The organism is Runella sp. CRIBMP (assembly GCF_009905605.1).
Lineage (GTDB): Bacteria > Bacteroidota > Bacteroidia > Cytophagales > Spirosomataceae > Runella.
The window spans coordinates 1-21,585 of sequence record NZ_JAAAKZ010000033.1 but is presented as its reverse complement, the minus strand read 5'-3'; the positions used below and the strand labels follow the sequence as shown (position 1 = coordinate 21,585).

Annotated in this window: 13 protein-coding genes; 10 read left to right on the top strand and 3 right to left on the bottom strand. The window is 43.0% G+C overall.

Annotation, left to right across the window (positions count from 1 at the left end):
• Positions 1-215 precede the first annotated feature (215 nt).
• The 3 genes from GVN20_RS29630 to GVN20_RS29205 are packed head-to-tail and all read left to right on the top strand — an operon-like array spanning position 216 to position 1,419.
• Positions 216-476 (top strand): hypothetical protein, encoded by a 261-nt coding sequence (locus tag GVN20_RS29630; protein WP_206023399.1) that lies wholly within the window; start codon positions 216-218, stop codon positions 474-476.
• Positions 477-521: 45 nt separating this feature from the next.
• Positions 522-821 carry a hypothetical protein gene (locus tag GVN20_RS29210; protein ID WP_166561736.1) on the top strand — a complete coding sequence of 100 codons (300 nt, stop codon included), beginning with the start codon at positions 522-524 and terminating at the stop codon, positions 819-821.
• A 49-nt stretch (positions 822-870) separates the two neighbouring features.
• Complete coding sequence (locus GVN20_RS29205; RefSeq protein WP_166561735.1) at positions 871-1,419, top strand: restriction endonuclease subunit S; 549 nt, start codon at positions 871-873, stop codon at positions 1,417-1,419.
• Between the two features lie 19 nt (positions 1,420-1,438).
• On the opposite strand, the gene GVN20_RS29200 is transcribed toward GVN20_RS29205, so the two are convergent.
• The 3 genes from GVN20_RS29200 to GVN20_RS29190 form a co-directional block, all read right to left on the bottom strand.
• A complete protein-coding gene (locus tag GVN20_RS29200) occupies positions 1,439-1,993 on the bottom strand; it encodes an AraC family transcriptional regulator (protein ID WP_166561734.1) in 555 nt (184 codons plus the stop codon).
• Positions 1,994-1,998: 5 nt separating this feature from the next.
• The gene (locus GVN20_RS29195; protein ID WP_166561733.1) at positions 1,999-2,823 is read right to left on the bottom strand and encodes an AraC family transcriptional regulator; all 825 of its coding nucleotides are present in this window, start codon (positions 2,821-2,823) and stop codon (positions 1,999-2,001) included.
• A gap of 131 nt (positions 2,824-2,954) precedes the next feature.
• Entirely contained in the window at positions 2,955-3,677 is a 723-nt protein-coding gene (locus GVN20_RS29190; protein ID WP_166561732.1) for a LytTR family DNA-binding domain-containing protein, read from the bottom strand.
• 632 nt (positions 3,678-4,309) lie between these two features.
• Between GVN20_RS29190 and GVN20_RS29185 the strand changes: the two genes are divergently transcribed.
• The 7 genes from GVN20_RS29185 to GVN20_RS29155 form a co-directional block, all read left to right on the top strand.
• Complete coding sequence (locus GVN20_RS29185; protein ID WP_166561731.1) at positions 4,310-6,406, top strand: ATP-binding protein; 2,097 nt, start codon at positions 4,310-4,312, stop codon at positions 6,404-6,406.
• 207 nt (positions 6,407-6,613) lie between these two features.
• Complete coding sequence (locus GVN20_RS29180) at positions 6,614-7,873, top strand: DUF11 domain-containing protein (protein ID WP_166561730.1); 1,260 nt, start codon at positions 6,614-6,616, stop codon at positions 7,871-7,873.
• Positions 7,874-8,416: 543 nt separating this feature from the next.
• A complete protein-coding gene (locus GVN20_RS29175; RefSeq protein ID WP_166561729.1) occupies positions 8,417-10,072 on the top strand; it encodes a hypothetical protein in 1,656 nt (551 codons plus the stop codon).
• Between the two features lie 320 nt (positions 10,073-10,392).
• Positions 10,393-11,229 (top strand): AraC family transcriptional regulator, encoded by an 837-nt coding sequence (locus tag GVN20_RS29170; RefSeq protein WP_166561728.1) that lies wholly within the window; start codon positions 10,393-10,395, stop codon positions 11,227-11,229.
• 88 nt (positions 11,230-11,317) lie between these two features.
• A complete protein-coding gene (locus tag GVN20_RS29165) occupies positions 11,318-11,872 on the top strand; it encodes a YbhB/YbcL family Raf kinase inhibitor-like protein (RefSeq protein WP_166561727.1) in 555 nt (184 codons plus the stop codon).
• A gap of 1,102 nt (positions 11,873-12,974) precedes the next feature.
• Positions 12,975-15,575, top strand: coding sequence for a SprB repeat-containing protein (locus tag GVN20_RS29160; protein WP_166561726.1), 2,601 nt, complete (start codon positions 12,975-12,977; stop codon positions 15,573-15,575).
• A gap of 30 nt (positions 15,576-15,605) precedes the next feature.
• On the top strand, positions 15,606-21,585 hold a 5,980-nt coding region (locus GVN20_RS29155), incomplete at its 3' end, for an Ig-like domain-containing protein (RefSeq protein WP_229599228.1).

The window sequence follows — 21,585 nt, the reverse complement described above, 5'->3', positions numbered from 1 at the left end:
CTTGCAATGTATTCAAAATTGATTCAATGCAAAACAACTGATTTTTTTCTCACCCCCCAACTTTTCCGACTGACCCAAACATTCCCCTGTATCAAACTTTTGCAGTGAGTTTTTCAGATTGTCAGCAATCCGGTTTCTTAATTCTATGGGATTAACTACTGCAAAATCCCTCCCTCGAATGCCCCCGCGACAATTCATTTCATAACCAATTGGTGATGCTGTCGAAAGAGGATATTCTTCCAACGGTAGTAAAAGAAATGCTTTTTCTGCTGAAAAAGAAAGGAAATGTCGCCGTACATGGCAGTAATGGTTCATTGAAGGAGGCTAAAGAAGCCTTGGAGTCCGTTTTTTTGATTGGAAAATGGCTTTATATTACGGCTGGGAAGCAGATACCGACTTCCTTAATTATAAGATTGTACGAGACTATGCCCGAAAGAAGAAAGAACCGGGCGATAGCCGAATGGCCAGCCGGTTAGCATTGGTGCGATTATGCGCTTTTTGTCGGTACGGAGCTCTATGGATTGGTAGAGGCTAAAAAATATGCGCAGGATATTTCTACCGATCTGCGCCAAACAAAAATTTATGCTGAGAATATAAAAGCGACAAACGAAATAACCCTCTTGGTAAAATGGGACAAATACAGCGTACCTTTTCTGTTTTCGACCAATGGCCGACACACATACTCATACCGGGAAGCGGTGATAGACGGCTATCTGATTGACCATGATCCGCCCTATCTAATCAAAACTAAATTAGGCGAAGAAGGAATTGAGTGGAAAAAAGAGGAAAACCCAAAGTATACGATAAGGAAACTAAGTTGATTTTGATTACCGCCTACAGTTCATAACAAAAGAAGCTCATGCACAGGCTATGAAAAAATCAATCTGTTTGCCTGGCGATATTCTAATGAATATCGTCGGTCCTCCTCTAAATATAATTGCTATTGTTCCTAATTCGTATAATGAATGGAATCATAATTGGGCGATTACTTTGTTCAGGACTAAAGCATATTTAAATAACATTTTTTTACATTATTTCTTTTGCGAAAGAAGTTCAGTAAAATCACTTTATAATGAGACGCAAGGAGCTGTTGGTCAAGCAAATATATCACTTTCGAAATGTAGAGAATTCAAGATTCCCATTCCTCCTCTTGAAGAGCAACAGGAAATCGCCCAAAGAGTAGAAGCCTCATTTGCCCAAGCGGATATGCTCGAAGCGCCATACGAATCGTTGAAAGCCAAAATTGAGAAATTGCCGCAGGCGTTATTAGCCAAAGCCTATTGGGGAGAGTTGATCCCTCAAGACCCAACGGATGAGCCCGCCTCGGTACTGCTCCAAAAATCAAGGCGGAGGCGGCCAAAGGCGGTAAAAAGAAAGAAAAAAACGGTCAGGTGGAACTGGTGTTTTAGGGAGGGGTGAGGAATCTCTCCGAGTAACCTCACCTTTCTGTTCTCTTTTTTTCCTGATGAGCCATCTGAAATTTCTTAGGCGTTACTCCCACATATTTCTGGAAAATTTTGTTGAATTTGATGGGTTGCGAGTACCCGAATCTCTCGGCTACCTCAGCTGATTTGTATCCTTGCAAGAGCAGCATTTTTGCGTGCTCAAGTCTCTTTTCTATATATAACTGATAAAAAGACTTTCCATAAACGACCCTAAATCCTCTATTAATCGTCCCGACCGAAATTCCGAATTCAGCCGCAATTTGCGATTCCTTGGGAATAGGCTGTTCGATATTCTTTTTAAGGTATTTTAAGCAAATAGACTCAATTGTCGACATTTTCGGGCTCAGCGGCTCTATTGAAGCATAGGCAAAGTCGGCTTTGGATTCGTCGGATATTTCGGAGAGAGTCGAAATTGTTTTTGGTGTATTTTCGGTTTGATTGGATGAGGTCAGTGTAAAAGCGATCTTATTGGAGATCAGCAACGTTATCACAGTATGAACGCATTCGGTAGAAATTATCAAATCAACGGTCGGGGGAATTTGAGACATTGTCATTATTTTTTAAAGCAGGCATTATTGGGCGATTGATTAAACTTTTGCTTATAGACACGCGTAAATCCCGAAGGATAAAGATAGCCTACTTTGTAGGCCACCTGTCGAATGGAATACTTACCGGTTTGGAGCAAGCTCCGGGCATATTCCATTTTTTTAGTTAAGAGATACTGATGCGGGCTTACCCCAAATAATTCATAGAACAGATTTTTAAATTTACTGGCGCTCATTCCCGACATTTCGGCCATTTCGCTGACTGAGGGAATCGACTTGTGAAAATCATGCGTTATTTTATCGGTGATTTCCCGGACCTTCAGCAAATCAATTTTTTTAAACGTTTCCGAGTTTATTGCCAAATTTTCCTCCTGTATATCTTTTACAAAATGATAAAGGAATTGCAGAAAATAGCTTTTTGTGAGCAGATCCCGATTGGAAACGTGCTGATATTCTTGATGATACGCTAAATACCTTGAAGTAAAGAGACTGAATTCATTGTTCCAGTTGACCAGTATCTTTTGGATATATTTTTCTAATTCAAAATCATGGTCAACTTGATGGCTTAGCCAATCCATGTTTATTCCGATAAAAAAAGGAAGTTCCTCCTGATAATGGAGAGCGATCAGGCAATATCGGCCTTCGATTGTCCCTTTCAGCGTATTGACCAAAGCGGATAAGTGTTTATCGTGCTCTGAGTGGACAAAGAAATAAGAATAGTTCAATCCAAAATCAAACAGGGTAAAGTTGTTTTTAGGGGCAGCAACGTCCAATTCGTCGGTATTCTCTTTTTCAAATAAGGCAAACTGAAAATTTATACTTATAGTGCTCATAGGGTGTCGTACGAAAAAATGTACCATCCCAAAATTGAGAGCAATAATGGTATACTTTTATTTGCGTTTCATAAATACGAGATAAATAGTATTTTTTTGAAGTTAATTTGCATTACACTGCGTTGCGCCTGTTACCTTAACGTATCGCTTACTTCCCGCTTATAACTTCTCCCAACGGGAAGAGTTATGTCTCCGACTAATGTAATTAAATCGGCTTTCACAATTTGAATGTGTATTTTATTGATTGCGTAGCGATGATGAACACGAATGAACAGGTCGTTCATATCTTCTGAAAGCAGCATGCTCAGGGATTTTCTCAGAAGGTACTTCTTGGTAGGTGTATGGAATTGGCAATAATTATCATCGTACTCAATATACACGATTTCATCAAACCAAACACGATCTCGTTGCCCTGTTTTGTTGCTCAGGTATAGGTACTTCTTATCTAAAAAATCATACAGTTTATTTTTATAATGCTCCTCCAACGCCTTTTCAATCGTTGACTGAAGGGATATGGCATGAAAAGGCTTGATCAAATAGGGTACCCGTCTGTACTGCTGTGCTTCTACAAATAGTTCTTCCTCTTGCGACAGGGTCATAAGGATTACGGGAACAGACGCATCTCGAAGTTTTTTGAGGAGATGTATCCCTACGGGCTGTTCTTTAATCATGATGTCAGAGAGCACTAAGTCAACTTGATGACCGCTCAAATAGTGGATTAATGGGTCTAACTCTGTAAAGATCCCTCCCAAATGGAATCTATATAGCGTTGAAATGGGCTTTGAGAGCATTACCCTCATCTTTATTTGGTCAAGGGGGTTATCTTCCAGTACTAAAATTATTATATCATTCATGTGCGTGTAACAATTGTTATGCCATTTTGTTTAAGGTCAAATAGTCTCAACCTTCTTTGGATATAATTAAGCAGCGGCAGTATTCCTAAATACTGTTGCTGCTTAATTATAGAATCGATTGTATGCACATTTTTATTTCAAAAGTACAATTTGTGGCCAAATGTATAATAGAAAAAGTATATACTTAAAATTAATTAGCCCTTAGAAACTCAAAAAAATTAAATTTTTTTCACAGAGTGCCTAGAAAAATTACTTATAAACAACTGTTATTCAGCCGCTTGTCTGATTTAGGGATATAAAATAGTTGTCAAAAACGTTTTTGATAACAAAAAAAAACGTTTTTGATGATTTCTCTAAGCGCTGTTAAATGTAGAAACATGTATTTTTGAGCGCAAACTAAAGCACCGATTTTGTCAGAATTATATGTTTAATAAAGTACTTTTACTATTTATTCTCAATAACGCACCGATCCAGGCAGACTTGGCAAGCATTCAAAGCTCCTTTTTTTTTAATGCGTGCCATATAAAACTGTGAGTTTTAGGTATAGACTCTAAAGCAAACGATACCGAATAGGACCTTTTATAGTCCCCCAATTTTCAAAAACAGAAAAACGCTGACACTTGATACATACAATGAAGTACCTAATACTTTTTTACTTTTTGATTGGGTTTGTGACATTGGGATATACCCAACACAAAACTCCCGTTTCCTTCCGTGATTATCTCGTTCCTGCTTTTCACTTGGATAGTTTAAAAGATGTAGAACGAAAAAACAAGATCAATCCCCAATCAAGTCAATACCTGCATTTATTGATTGCCATTGAGTTGGGAAAGTTACGGCGTAGCGATTCGATTACGACTCAACAATACAATAAAATAGTACAATTGGCCACGAAGCATAAATCAACTTTAGGGCTCGCCATGGCAAATTACATCATGGGCGCTTATAACTCATCGGGGCAAGAAGAGGTTGCTTATAAACACATTGTGAAAGCACAGAAGCAGTTTACCCAACAAAAAGATACGTCTGGCATGATTCAGTGCCTTAGTTGGTCATTGAGACAATTTATGCAAGATGACCCAAGCTACAGCTATGGCCCACTGAGCAGAGAGGATTTGCTGAAAATGAATCGGGGGAATTATGCTAAGTTGATGGCCCTTGCCGAAAAATCAAAGTACGCCATTGACAAGGTTACGTACTATCGAACTATTTTGAATAGTCCTCCTGCTTTTTCCCAAGAAACACCCGAAAAGCAACGAGAGGAAGCCTTCAAAGCCGCCAATGAAATACTCGACAAAAACCCACACTTAGTATACTTAAGAAGAGGTATATATCGGGCTCATCAACAAGGTTACTTTTTTCTAAAAAAAATAGATAAAGTTTTGGAATATGGTTTAAAAACACTGAACCATCCTGACATTAAAGCTAATTATCAGGATTATAGAAATGTAGCTGGTCCTTACATAAGGTTGAAGAAATACGACAGTGCTATTGTGTATCTGGAAGAAGCAATCAGGCAGATCAAGATAGAAAATCCCATGAATATAAGGTCATTACGGTTGATGAATGAGCGTTTAAGAGACGCCTACTTTGGGACTGGCAATTTGAAAGCGGGTATAAAAGCGTATGATGAATACAATAAGTATAATAAATTAATCCATCAAAGTGATCGAAGATTGGCCGTTTACGAAATCAGAGAAAAATACTCCGTTTCTGAAAAAGAAGCCGAACTCAAACGACTTGCATTGGAAAAACAAGTGGTGGAAAGTAGAAACAAACTGCTTGATGCTGAAAAACGAGAAGCCACTTTAAGAAACCTTGCCTTAGAAAACCAAGCGAATGAAAGCAAAACCAAACTGCTCCAAAGTCAGATAGAAGTTCAACAAAAAGAACGTATCCTCCAATTGGCCGAATTACAAAAAAAAGGCTTGTTTGTTGGCCTGTCCATCGCCCTCGGCTTGATTGGAATTATCTTGTTTTTTGCAACTAAACTTCGTAAAACCAATACCCAACTCTTGGCGCTTCAACAAGGCCGTGACAAATTTTACACCATCATTGCCCACGACCTACGCTCACCCATCAGCGATCTCAATGACGTGGGGGGGCTGCTGCACGACCTCATCAAAGAAGGCCAAATGCAGGAAGTAGATAAAGTCATCCAACAAATAGAAAACATGCGGCACGAAACCCAGCTCCTTATCAACAATCTACTTGAATGGGGCAAAAGCCAGTATTTTAGTCTTGGTGTTGAGGAAGTACCGCAACAAATGGACGTGGTTCCGCTGATACAGACAATCTGCCAAACCTACCTTCCCTTTGCCGAAGTCAAAAAGGTGACATTTTCAACAAAACTACCCTCAAATCAAAGACTCAGCATAGCACCCAAAGGTTTTACGTTGACCGTGCGCAACCTGCTCGACAATGCGCTCAAAAATACCCCGTCAGGCGGTTCCATTTCGGTCAATATCGACCATCTCCCAAGTACTGACAATCCCCGAACCCAAAAAGTGGCATTGAGAATTACCGACACGGGCAAAGGCATCGCTTCTGATCAACTGCGTTATCTGCAAAAGGTTTTTGCGGGCAAAACCAAACCCGAGGTCGGCCAATACGGCTTGGGGTTGGGTATGGTATTAATTTCTCATTTTGTTCAGAAAAACAACCCCCTTTTGACAGTCGAAAGCCAAGTAGGTAAAGGAACTTGTTTTACATTGGTTTGGGAGCTTTAGTAGGTCAATTTGAAAATGAAAGCTTTCGCTTCGGTTTCGTACCTTTTTTGCAATAAAAGTCTAATGTGATAATTCGATATAACGATTTGGCCAACTATTCGGAGTAATTCTTGTGACCCAACTGCTCAGTATATCACATATTAATTACGGAGCAAAGACACGCTCTTCAAATAACGCCAAAAACTCAAGAATTAAACACAGACTACAATGAAAAAGGGATTTCTTGCACTTACTTGGATTGGTTTCATCTGGTACATTGGGTTGGTTTCGGCAGTTGCACAGCAGCTTTCTACCAATCAGGTCAATTATCAATTGACTTATAATACCAATACCCAGATTTATACAGTTTGGGTGGTGCCTAAATATGCCACGCCCAATGCCAACAACCCCGACGCCAATGAGTTTGGGGCTACGGCTCAGGTATCACTCAAAGTTCCCAAAGATTTTGTCATTCAGAACATTACCGACATCAACGGCATTTGGGAGAAAAACCCCATTAAATTAGGCACACAGTCCTTTTTTTCATCCGCAGGTTTAGACCCCAACTACCTTTACTACGTCATTGGTAAATCGTCATCAGAAACCAATTTTGGCCCTTTTGTGAACGACACGCCCGTTGCACTTTTTACTTTCAAAGGCAATGCTTGCTATGGTCCTGTGGGTATCTTGGCTAAGTCCGACCCTTTTGTGGCAGCGGCCAGAAGCTCAGCTTTGCTCAATACCGCTTGTAGTTTTTATTCACGCTCGGGGCAAACCCAAGGCGGTAATGTCGTGCCTTTGGAGCAGTTTGTGGAAAAATTAGGCCCCGATGCCAACTGTAATCCCCTTGTTGATTTATCTCTCACTGTTGCCACCAGTAATCAACAACCGGGCCTCAATGGAAGCACCACCCTAACCATTAGTGTCAAAAACGAAGGGACTAATCCTGCTTCGGGCGTAGAGGTGGCGGCGCTGTTGCCTGCTGGGATGAGTTTTCAAACCTATGCCACGGCAACGGGTAATTATGATGCCGTAACAAGTATTTGGACAATTGGAGATATTCCCGTAGGGCAAACCGTTACACTTAATATTGTAGCCAAAGTAACCCAAACAGCAGTGCAATACTTCACCGCCCAAATCAGCAAGGCCAACGAACAAGACGTGGATTCGACCCCCAACAATAACATCGAAACCGAAGATGACTTTGGCCGAACCTGCGTAACAGTCCCTGCTCCAATTTGTCCAGGTCAGATTTTCGAACTTTCTATCCCAATGGGTTATACCAATATCAAATGGTTTAAAGACAACGTTGAGATTCCGGGGGAAACGGGACTTACGTATCAGATTACTACTCCTGGGACTTATCGTTTTACGGCCTCTAATGTAGCCTGTCCAACGCAGGGTTGCTGTTCTTATATTTTCTACGAAGGCGATTGCTGTGCCAAAACAGTTTGTGTACCTTTCTCCGTGAAAATAATCAAAAACTAAGATAAGGCCTGAAAAATACAAGGATATAATTGCCTGATTATGAATACTTTATTTTTTTATACGGAGTTAAACAGAGTATTGTACTGACTCAGTGAATCCGCTGCGTCGCAGCGTTCTGTGATTAAGTATTTCATATTTAAGTAGTTATCTCAAAGTTAACTTTAGAACTCACAATGAATCAAATAAGTCAATTTAGATACAAGAAAGCTTAAAATTTTATTGCTGTCAATGAGCAAGTTATGGTAGAAAAGGCTTCCCTAAGGTTAGAATATGTCAAGTACTTGCGCTAAAAGAATGCCTGTCTAGTGTGACGGTCAGCAGCTACCGTGCTTGCGGGATTGTACTTAGAAGCTATGGACAGTCAGAATGCCGATGAGACCGCGCCTCTTTTGGGGTGCGGTTTTATAGGATTGCATGGTGTTAATATTTCAAGATGCGGTCAGGCTCTAAATTACCAGGCCTCAGATGGGAATTTAGCGATACAGGTCCATTTTTAAAGGGAGCTGTGTACAGTTTCAAAGGAGGCAATCTCAATCATCTAATTTGGAAGTAGCCATCAAAGCTATTATCAAATCCCAATTGCGGTATCGCCCTTTTAATACACAAAGAACAGGGAATCTCACTATCATCATTTTTGCTCCATTTTCATCAAAAAAAGCCCTAAGAACTCAAATGAAACATCTAACAAAAACTACTTTTGTAATCGCCTTATTTTTTTTCATTAGTAGTTATCATACCCAAGCGCAAAATACACTACGGTATTTTGAGTTTTCTGCACCAAATTCTTATAACGAGTGGCGAGATACTTCGTTTGTAGTTGCTACCAGCAACCCTACTGTAATTGCTTTGGTTGAAAGTGAACTTCAAAAAAGACCAAAAGATAGAACCCTGTTTTTTAGTGGTAAATTGGTAATGGGTAGCAATGGTTACAACAAAAATGGCCCTTACGAATTTCCTTGGCACGTTGACGAAAACGACTGGAGTTTGGCACAGATTGCCATTGAATTATGCGACGGTGTCCCATATACTGATATTTCGCTCAATCTTGATTATTGGATCAATACCGTAAAGATGTACTGTGGTTGGCAAACGAGACTTAAGCGAGAGGTTTTTCCGTTTTCATCACCATGCGAACCGATTTGTATTCCTGTTACTGTAAAAAACCTATCTTCTTGTGAAAATAATGTTGTTTATCCTACTATTGATAATATCGTTACCTTAGAATCTTATGGGTTAGATGGGAAGGTAATAAATAAACTGGAGGCCACTCAAACAACCTTAATTGCTGCCACTAACGATGGGGTTTATTATAAAGAGTTTTCTCAGAAGTGTTGGAATTCCAGTAATCTTAAAAGTAAAAATGTCCAGGCAATCGCGCGGATTAATGCCTCAACCTTAATCTGTTCGACTACGCAGGCTATTGATAATCTTAGTATGCCTCAGTTGCATCAATCAACGGATAACGGAAAAACATGGTCATTACTTCCGAATAATTTTACTGAAAACAATGGACAATTTGTAAAGAGTTTAGCCTATAATCCTAACTCAAATACACTTTACGCTGGTGGGAATGGGGTAATCGCAAGTTCTGTTGATGGTGGTTCAAATTGGACGCTTATCTACGGGGAATGGAATGCAATTTCAAAACCGTTCTTAGAACTCGCCATAAATATGGCGAACAATGAGATTTGGGCTGGAGGGCAAAATGCCTTTGACATGCAAGTTGTCGTTCGATTTGCTCAAAACGGCAATATCTTAGGTGAATGGAGCAATTTAATTCCAGCCCCAAGTACAGTTGAAAAAATAATCATCAAAAATGGTAGCTCAACTACTCTTTTAATGGGTGGTGAAGATGGGATTTTAAAAAGCACTGATAATGGCCTGAATTGGGAAAATATTTACCAAGTTCCCAATCAATTCGGCAGATTTTATTTTGGACTAACTTATGATGAAATGAAACCAAACCGAATAATAGCTGCAAGTTGGAATAAAAATTTTGAATTTCCCCAACCTTTAATCTTGCATTTTTCGGAAGATAATGGACAAACCTGGAAGGTTGTGACTACTGAAGGCATTTCTAATTTTACATCTTTATTTGGTGGGGCCAGAACAATGCTACAAAGGCAAGAAAATGGAAAAACAGTTCTTTATTTAGGTCTTTGGAAAGGCGGAGTATATAAAGCGATTATCGAGTTTTAATTTTCTATAACGACTTTAAAACAGAGAAAAACTTTCTGGAAAATTTTCGATAACAGATAAAAACAGGGCTTTCTCATAAAAATGATAGAGTACTCGTGCCCCACAGATAACACGAGTTTTTTTAGGATTTATCATAGCCTAAACTTAGATTTTTTGTAACTTATCTAGCTATTTCAATGACAAACAAACAATTTAGATGCAATATCAAAGCGTTGATTTACAAGAATTTGATATTTCTGAAAAAACCCTGCCCATTATTATAAGAAAGCCCTTGTGGGCAATACTTCGTAAAATTACGTATATAAAGAACACCGAACCTAATGAAGACAATTACGCTTCCCAACGAACTAAATATAGGAAGTTTACAATCCGTTCATATTTTTGACTATTGTAGCTCAAAAGAAATCACAAAACAGCAAATTGTTCTCAATCAAAACACATTTAGTTTTTTAATCGAGGGAAATAAAGAGGTTGTTTTTGATAACTCTGCTTTATCAATTGACAATTCCAAGTTTCTCATAATGAAGTCTGGACACTGCCTAATGACCGAAAAGCTTTCGTACATTCGAAATTATAGAAGTGTACTTCTATTTTTCTCCAATGAAATCTTATTGAAAATTATCCTAAAACACGATATAAATAGAAATAAAGTAAACGAATACAAATCAGTTTATTCTTTTGAATATGATGGGTTTATTCAACGATTCGTAAATAGCTTATTAGATATTTACAAACTTTCAAAAAATATTCAAAAAAGAATGTTGGAAGTGAAATTGGAAGAGATAATACTCTATTTAACAGAGATATATGGCACAGATTTTTTGTACTCGTTATCGGAAAGAACTAATGATACGTCGCAAAAATTTGTTCAAACCATTGAAAGTAATTGGATGAGCAAACTAACATTAAATGAATTGGCTTTTTTATGTAACATGAGTGTGTCCACTTTCAAGAGAGAATTTGAAAAGCATTATGCTGAATCACCTATAAAATGGTTTCAAAATAAAAGATTAGAGTATGCACATCGTTTGCTCTACCAAGAACAAAAAAGCTCGTCTGAGATATATTTTGAAGTCGGATATGAGAGTTTATCAAGCTTTATTCAGGCATATAAATCAAAATATGGAATTACACCCAAACAGCACCATAAAAATTGAGCTTTTAGCAACACTTTTTGAATATTATTCTAAATTTTATCTGCATTGCACCTCTTAATTTTGCGAAAAATCTAAATAATATTAAAAAATGAAAAGAACAAATTTGATTTTAGTTTTGTCATTGATTTTCTCAACAGTTGTTTTTGGACAAAAGACATTTACATTAAGCAGCAAAGATTTAGGTGGAGAAACTACCAAAACACAAGAGTTTAACGGGTTTGGTTGTTCGGGAGACAACCAATCGCCTCAATTATCTTGGAAAAATGCACCTGAAGGAACTAAGAGCTTTGCCATCACTATGTACGACCCAGATGCCCCAACGGGTAGTGGTTTTTGGCATTGGGTAGTATTTGATATTCCAGCAAATATCAATGAGTTGGTAACTAACGCAGGTAATCTAAAATTAAATTTAGCACCTAAAGGAGCCATACAAAGTAGTACAGATTATGGAATTAAGGGTTTTGGAGGCCCTTGCCCACCTGTTGGACACGGTTTTCATCAGTACATCATTACAGTCTATGCTTTAAAAACTGATAAATTAGGACTCGACGAAAACATTAACCCAGCGGTTGTAGGTTTTTATCTTTGGAATAACACTCTCGCAAAAGCAAGTATTGTTGCTTATTATAAAAGAGATAAATAATGATTAAAAAATAGTAATACGCACAATAACATCGCCTTCGTGATGGCTACAAGCCAAGCCATGAAAGGTTACAAAAGTCTGGGGGATTGAAAGAAAGCTTTGGCAGCGCGAGAGCGCCCCCCCCTTTTCTTTTATATAGGATGTTTTATCGTTGAAGTTGCCACTACCGATTCTGCCTTTAGCATTGCATAGTGTTAAAATGTCAAGATTAGGTAATAGTAAAAATTACATTGATAGTATTCTTTTACCGTTGCGACGGTCGCCACGGAGTTGCCCAGAGTATAAAAATCATGGAATTGCCCAGAGTTTTTATTCTTTGTGTAACTCCGTGTTGTATTTCGTGTAGCTCTGTGTCGACCGTCATTATGGTCAAATATTGTCAAATTAAATAGTTCTTTATACCTACAGTGCCTAAATGCCAATTGAAACAATGGATTTGTTGGTCATCAGGCAAAAATGCTTCAATCTCTATTGTTTTTGATGTATCATATAGGCTGTCAGCTGATAGGCCCAGAAACGCATGGGTGATACAATCAATCCTTCCCGCTATATCATTATTATACTTGCACAAACTAAGGCGACAATTACTATCATATAGGGTGTAATGAAAACCTTTATGGAAGGCCTCGGGTTTGTGCAAAAAACAAACAAACGGGCTGAGGTAGCGAGCAATATGAGTACTACCTAATATATATGGCACGGAATTTGCTAATTGTCAGACCTCCGTTTATTCTTCAATTATTGCCTTCAAAGGCCCTGTTTTTCCTCTTTAGCTCCCTGCCCCAAACGTGGCTTGCTCCTTTGGGTGTGCTGAAGGAGCATACAGTACACATCGATGGAAGGTTCATAGAGGTATAAAAATTAGATACTTTGGTATTATTTCTCTCCACTTTCCACTGCCTATGTCCTTAATTACAAAAAGATACCCAAAATGGTAGTTTGATTTGTCTTTTTGGCCAACGAGTCGGATTAGTTCTTGTCGGAAAACTTGAGCTAAGCTGTCGTTATACAGTAACCCTAAAATTAAACAATCAAATTTATGGTTATCTTTTTTCGCTACCATTTTATAAGAAGTTTGTTGTCAATTCTATCTTTTTTTCTCTTGACCTATCAAACTTTTGCCCAAACAACTGAAACCCTCTCGTCAGGAGCATTCATCATCAACATGGGCGTAACGCCACCTACGGTGAATAACTCGTTGAAGCCATACGGGTTGGTCTATGCCGCGCTCAAAAACTTCAGCGGGCCAGTTAAATGGGTCATCAATCCCACCAAAGCTAAAGATGGTACAGACTTTACCTACAATGGAGTACAGTACAAAGGCGGGACATTCATTATCCCTGCTGAGGCACGCACTGCCGCGGTCAATTCGCTTATTACCAGTTGGCAGAGCCAAGGGGTAGTAGGGGTAACTACCACCGCACCCATTACGGTACCTGTCTATACCACGCTGACTTTTGTGCCACGCTGGACATTGGACGAACAAAATGGTAGCATAGCCCTTGATTTTTTTTCCTTAGCGGGTATTCCAGCCACTGCTCACGGTGGTACGAGCCCAACAGGATGGACAGACCCCAAAGCCCTCAACTGTTGTACAGACTTGTTTGTGATGCCCCATGCCGACCCTACATGGTCCACGCATAGCCGATTGTTTTCTTGGAACCTCGAATGTAAAGGTGCTATCTGGTTGGGCTGCCACGCAGGCTCTGCTTTGGAAAATATGTTTAACCCCGCTAACCCCAGCCAACAGACTAACTTCTTGGCCGAAAAAATAGCCACTGCCTCAGGGGCTGGCCCATACAGTCAAAATGCCTTGAAACTTTGGGGTAACCACAACGATGGTACACCCCCTTATACTTATGATTACCCTGCCGACCCTGTCATGCAGTTCATCGGACAGTTGGACATAGCCACCCAAAACGGTTCAGAGCAAATCTACATTCCGCTGTCGGCGGGTTGGAGGCCTACTACCAAGGTTGGCATTTATGACCCCGACAATGCCGAGAAACCTTCAACCGCCCTACAACATAGAGCGGCCATATTGGCTTGGGGCAAAGGCTTTGGCGACCCCAACAGGGGCTACGTGATGTTAGAAGCATCGCATGACATCGCCAAATCTACTGCGCTTGCCAATATTGCCGCTATACGGGCATTTCACAATTTCTCGTTGTTGGCCATGGCCGAAAAAGCGGTGTTGCCTTCCATTACAGGACTTCCTGCGGGCAACCTTACTACGCCTGTTTCGGCAGGGGCTCCTATTCCGTTGAGTGTGTCGGTGTCTGCACCAGCCTTGCTTTCAGACTATACCATTACTTGGAAGTCGAGCTGTGGGGGTACATTTACGCCTTCGGCTACGGCCGCAAGCGTAACATTTACGCCACCTACTACCCCAGGCAAATGTGTGATTTCGGTGGTTATCAAAGATGCCTGCGGACGTGAAACCTTCGACAGCCGATGTATCGAAATTTCGGCCTGTAAGCTCAATGTTACGTCCGCCATCAAACAACCCTGCGGCACTGCCGCCAACGGTGCTTTTAACCTCACCGTTACGGGGGGCGTTGCACCTTATAGTTATACTTGGACCCGCACAGGCGGTGGTACTGGCTCGGGCACAGGTACAAATATTACGGACTTGGTGGCTGGTTCTTACCAAATCACCCTCAAAGATGCCAACAACTGTACTTATACTTGTAGTTCTTGTGTCTTGACGGCCTCACCTGCCATCAATGCCACCGCTACGCCCGTAGCTGCCCAATGTGGCGGCACTACTGGTGCCATAAACCTCAGCGTAACAGGCGGCGTAGCTCCTTTTACCTATAGTTGGACAGGCGGTGCTACCACTCAAAACCTAAGTGGTGTGGCGGCAGGCACTTATAACGTGACCGTGACCGATGCCAACGCCTGTACTACTACCGCCTCGGCAGTTGTTACGACCCCTGCGGCCATTGTAGGTACGCCAAGCGTTACCAATGTTACTTGCCTGGGTGCTTCTACGGGGGCTATTAACTTAGCCGTTTCGGGTGGCACAAGCCCTTATACTTATTTGTGGAACGACGGCACCACCACCCAAAACCGCACAGGTTTGGCGGCGGGTACTTATAGCGTTACCATCAAAGACGCCAACAACTGTACGCAAGCCGTTGCGGCCATTAGCGTTACGCAACCTGCGGCTGGTCTTACTATTACCACCACCCCCACCGCCCCTACTTGTGGCGGAGCCAACGGGGCCATCACGGCCAGCATTTCGGGTGGTACAAGCCCATATTCTTACGACTGGTCGGGTACGCCCACTGGCGACGGTACGGCCACCATTACGACCCTTGCCGCAGGTACTTACGACCTCACCGTTACTGATGCCAAAGGTTGTACGGCCCTCAAAAGCACCACCTTGGCACCAGCATCTTCTATTGCATTGAGTGCGGTAATTATTACACCCACTTGCCCACCTGCTACCCCCGCACCGCTCAACAGCGACGGAGCCGTTACGCTCACGGTAGTAGGAGGCACAGCACCGTTTACATACAGTTGGACCACCACAGGTGGCTCGGGACTAACCCCCACCAGCCAAAACCAAACGGGACTTACAGACGGTAACTATACCGTATTGGTAACGGACGCAAAAGGCTGTACGGCTACGGCGACTTACGCCCTCAACTATGCCAACCCAGCCCCAACCAAACCAGGTGCCATTACCAAAAACTAAAAGAGGGTGTAATCGCTAAATATAATTAAAATGAAAACATTTACATTACAAAACATAGTGAGAAGTAGCTTGTCGCATATAAGTTACCGACTCATGCTTAGCTTACTCTTCTTGCTCGTGGGTGCTGTTATGAATACGATGGCACAGACTTGCACTGATAATAGTTGGTCTTACAAACACTGGAGTGCTACACCTAATATTAGTTACACCCTTGAAAGCCAATTGAATTTCATAAATGCTGGTTGGTCTACTCCTAATGCTTCCGGTCTTTTGACAAGAGTTGGTACAGAAATTACTCCTGATGCCGTAGGAATATTGCCTAATACTGGAGTATCTCCTATTGATGTTACAGGTGTTTTAGACGTCGTCGATACTTGGGAGTTGAAAGCATCCATGGTGCGGACACCAGGAACGACTCAGAGTCTTACTTTTGGTAATGGTTCCAAATTTGAGCGTTGGTATATTGTGGCTAACAATAGTCAAGGCGATATTTTAGCTACTGTTGCAGATTACTACTCTGAAGTTGCGAATACCAAAACAATGAGTTTCACTGTGCCGAGCGATGGTATTATTACTCTTACTGCTTATGTTTTAGACCCAGGTTTATTACATGACATGGTTAAGTTAAACACTGTTGTTTCTTTTTGTTCAACACTTCCCCTTGCACTCAGCACTTCAGTTACCAACGCCACTTGTAGCAGTAGTAATAACGGAGCTATTGACCTAACCGTAACAGGCGGCACAGCCCCCTACACCTATAACTGGGGCGGTGGCATCACCACAGAAGACAGAACGGGACTGGCAACAGGAACTTACACCGTGACCGTCACGGATAACGTCGGTGCCACGGTTACGTCCTCCTTCACAATCACCACTTTTGATACAGATTGTGATTTAGTGCCTGATACTGCCGACCTCGACGATGATAACGATGGGATTTTGGATGTGAATGAGGGCTATGTTAACAATAATTGTACTGCCGATAATAGTTGGTCTTACAAATACTGGAGTGCTACACCTAATATTAGCAACACCGATCCCCCCACTTTGAAATTCATAAATGCTGGTTGGTCTACTCCTAATGCATCCGGTCTTTTGACAAGAGTTGGTACAGAAATTACTCCTGATGCCGTAGGAATATTGCCTAATACTGGAGTACCTCCTTTTGATATTTCAAGTACAGCAATCGTCGATACTTGGGAGTTGAAAGCATCAATGCTGCTGACGCCAGGAACGACTCAGACTATTACATTTAGTAATGGCCCCGCGGATGAACGTTGGTATATTGTGGCTAACAATAGTCAAGGCGATATTCTAGCTACTGTTGCAGATTACTACTCTGACGTTGCAAATACAAAAACAATGAGTATCACTGTGCCGAGCGATGGTGTTATTAATATTACTGCTTATGTTTTAGACCCAGGTTTAAGTCATAACGTGCCTATTATAACCACGCCTGCTACTTTTTGTTCAACACTTCAATCAAGCCAAATAGACACAGACAATGATGGTATTCCAAACCATTTAGACACCGACTCAGACGGCGATGGCTGTGCCGATGCCATAGAAGGTGGCGGGTCATTTTCAACTGCCAGCATAGATGCTAACGGCCGCCTTACGGGTAGTGTAGATGCCAACGGTGTACCAACCGTAGCTACGGCAAGTGGACAAACGGTGGGTACCAGTGCGAATGCTGCTGTGAAAGACGCTGCTTGTACACCTTTATCGGGCAGTATTGCTTCACAAACCAACGTACTTTGTTTTGGTGCAAGCACAGGAGCGGTGAGCGTTACGGCCACAGGTGGCGTAGCCCCATATCAGTACAAAATTGATGCAGGAGCTTATGGCACATCGGCTACGTTCACAGGTTTGGCAGCAGGTGCTCATACAGTAACAATCCAAGATGCCAGCTTAGCAACTACTACCGTAAATTTCACCATCACACAGCCCTTGGTGGCTTTATCGGGCAATGCTTCGCTTAGTGGTGGTGGTACTACGGCCACCATTACAGCCACCGGCGGTACTTCACCTTATCAATACAAACTCGATGCAGGTACTTATGGTGGTACCAATATATTCACAGGGCTTTCGGCTGGTTCACACACCGTAACCGTCAAAGATGCCAATGATTGTACGTTTGATGTAACCTTTACGGCAGGCTCTACGCTATCGGGTGCTGTTGGCTCTCAAACCAACGTACTATGCTTTGGGGGTAGCACAGGAGCGGTGAGCGTTACGGCCACAGGTGGCGTAGCCCCATATCAGTACAAAATTGATGCAGGTGCTTATGGCAATGCAAGTAGTTTTACTGGTTTGGCGGCAGGTGCTCACGTGGTAACAATCCAAGATGCCAGCTCGGCTACCGCTACTGTAAACCTTACCATCACACAGCCCTCGGCGGCTTTGGTGGTGGCTACTGCCACGGTCATCCAGCCTCAGTGTTTTGCTTTTGGTAGCATCACCCTCACTGCCACAGGCGGCACCGCCCCTTATACTTATGACTGGGCCGATGTAGCAGGAACCAACAACGTCAAAGACCGTTCGGGCTTGGCAGGGGGGAGCTATTCGGTAACGGTTACGGATGCCAACGGCTGTACCTCTACCACTACGGCTACACTTACTACACCTACCAACTGTGCGCCCGTCAATGTGTGTCAGTCAAGCACAATCTGCGTGTTTTCAGTAGCCCCCGACCCTACCAACTCGTCTTATACATGGACAGTACCCGCAGGAGCGGTCATCGTATCGGGGCAAGGCACGTCGCAAGTAACCCTCAACATGACAGGCGTAACGCCGGGGGCATACCAAGTATGTGTAAAAGCCAATAACTTGTGCGGTACAACAGCCACCACTTGCCAAGACATCAACGTAACAGCCCCATTGGCGGTAGCTACGGCCAATCCAGTATGTAGCGGAGGTACATTGCAGCTCTTCGGCAGCGGTGGTGTAAGCTACGCATGGACAGGCCCAGCGGGTTTCACTTCGTCAAGTGCCAATCCAACGATACTCAATGCCACCACGGCCAATAGCGGCACTTATAGCCTCACCGTAACCGATGCCAATGGTTGTAAAGCTACCACCACCGTAGCCGTAACCGTCAATCCAACGCCCACAGCTACGGCAGTGGCTACCGATGTTCTTTGCGGTACAAGCGGGGGAGCCATAAACGTAACCACCACAGGCGGCACAGCACCTTTCACTTACTTGTGGAACAACGGTGCAACCACCGAAGACCTCACAGGTCTTGCCTCGGGTGCGTATACCGTTACCATTACTGATGCCAACGGTTGTAAAGCTACAGTAACCAAAAGCATTGTAGCTACTGATGGTCCTATCATTACAGAAGTCCATACCAATCCATTATGTGAAGGTTCTAATACAGGAAGTATTACCCCAACAGTAACAGGCGGCACAGCCCCTTATACATACAGTTGGTCGAACGGCACAGCCACAGCCAACGCAACGGGCCTTGCGGCAGGTACTTATACCCTTACTGTAACAGATGCTACGGGCTGTAAAAACCAAATAACGGTTATCCTTACAGCACCCGCAAGCATACAAACCGATTATACCAAAACCGATGTAAAATGTTTTGGAGCATCAACAGGTGCAATCAATTTGCTTGCATCAGGTGGTACAGGAGCTTACACTTATAGTTGGACAAAAAATGGTTCGGCTATTGCCAACACTACGGCCAGCTTAACAGGCTTGGGGGCAGGCACTTACGTGGCTACCGTAACAGATGCCAACAACTGTACTACCACACAAACCATAGTGTTGGCACAACCAGCCGCTGCTCTTGGAGCAACTGCGGCCTTGATCAATGCAAAATGTGCTGGAAGTACCAACGGCCAAGCCACCCTGACAGTAACAGGTGGCACAAGCCCTTATACTTACGCATGGACAGGCCCAGGTGGCTATACTGCCACTACCAAAGACATCTCTGGTTTGGCGGCAGGTACATACAGCGTAACCATCACCGATGCCAACGCTTGTACATTTACTTTAAACAACCAATCCATCACCGAGCCAGCAGCATTGGCGTTGGGTACGCCTAACATTACCAACGTAAAATGTTTTGGTGGCAAAGACGGTGCTGCGAGCATAGCCGTAACAGGCGGCACCAGCCCCTATACTTATTTGTGGAGCAACGGTGCTACTACTGCCAGCCTTACGGGTGTTGCAGCAGGTAGCTACACGCTCACCGTAACCGATGCCAATGGTTGTGCCAAAACATCGGCACCTATCAACATTGGCGAGCCAGCCGCCGCTTTGGCAGCTACAGCCACAGGTACAAACCCAGCTTGTGCAGGTACAAGCACAGGTAGCATTAACCTTGTCGTAACAGGCGGCACCAGCCCCTATACTTACGCTTGGTCAAACAGCACCACAGCCCAGTCGCCTACGGGTTTGGCAGCAGGTGTTTATAGTGTTGTTGTTACCGATGCCAATGGTTGCACAGCCAACGCCAACGCCACCCTCACCGACCCTGCGGCCATTACGGCAAGTGCGGTTGTTACGAGTCCAGCTTGTAACGGTGGCAATACGGGCTCTATTACCCTCACCGCTGGTGGCGGGGTAGGTACACTCAGCTATACATGGGGCGACGGCCCAACTACCCAAAACCGTACAGGTCTGACGGCTGGGCTTTATACCGTTACCATCAAAGATGGCAACAACTGTACGCTCGTAAAATCATATACGGTAAGCGAAAACAGCCCAATGGTGCTTTCAATGATAAACACCGACATTTCTTGTTTTGGTGCTGCTAATGGTAACATCAACCTTACCGTTACAGGTGGTGTTGCACCTTATACTTATTCATGGTCAAACAGTGCAACTACCGAAGATATTTCGGGCTTAGGTGCAGGTACTTATACCGTTACGGTAAAAGATGCTGCCAACTGTACGGTGCTTAAAACTTCGGCGGCCATCGTAGAGCCAGCCAAATTGATAGTTGCTAATAACCTTGTGAAAAATGCAACTTGTAAAGATGGTACCGATGGCAGTGCCACCGCAGTAGTAACCGGCGGTACTTCGCCGTTTACTTACTTGTGGTCAAACGGTGCCACGGTTCAAACACCTACTAATTTGCCCGAAGGCATACACAATGTAGTGGTTATAGATGCCGCAGGTTGCATAGCCCAAGATACGGTGAAAGTAAGCGAGCCAACCAATACCATCTCGATTTTCTCGGACGTAACAGATGCCTCTGCTTGCGGTGGTAACACAGGTTCGATTACGCTTACAATCCAAGATGGTACAGCCCCTTACACTTTTGTATGGACAGGCCCAACGGCCATTACAGGCAATGCGCAAAACCCTACCAACTTAGCGGCAGGTGCATACACTGTAGCCGTTACCGATGCCAAAGGTTGTACCAAATCTTTGAACATCACAGTAGGTCAAGCAGCAGCACTCACGGCCAATGTTGTAGTAGGAAACCCTACTTGTATTGGACAAAATGGCTTGGCAATAGCTGCCGTAGCGGGGGGGACGCAGCCCTACACCTATGCATGGACACCTGGCGGCGCTACGACACAAACACTCAATGGCCTTGCAGCAGGTACTTATAACGTAATTGTTACTGATGCCAATGGTTGTACGACTACTGCCTCGGGAACATTGGTAGCACCTACCAACTGTTTGCCACCAATAGCTGTGGACGATAAATATACGACCAGTCCAAGCACACCAGTAACAGGCACAGTAGCCCCTAACGACTCTGACCCCGATGGCCTTGCTGCCGACTTAGAGTTTTTCCCTCTTGCTGCCCCAACACCAACAGAAGGTACTATTACTTGGCTTGACTATAAAGGTAACTTTACCTTTACGCCAGCCCCTGGTTTCTATGGTGTTGTTGCTATACCATACAGAGTAATAGACCCATCAGGTCTTTCTGACGATGCCGTTCTATATATCACAGTTCCACAGCCACCGATAGCTATCAACGACATCAACAACACGCCAATCAACACCCCAGTGGTGGGCGATGTGTTGACCAACGATG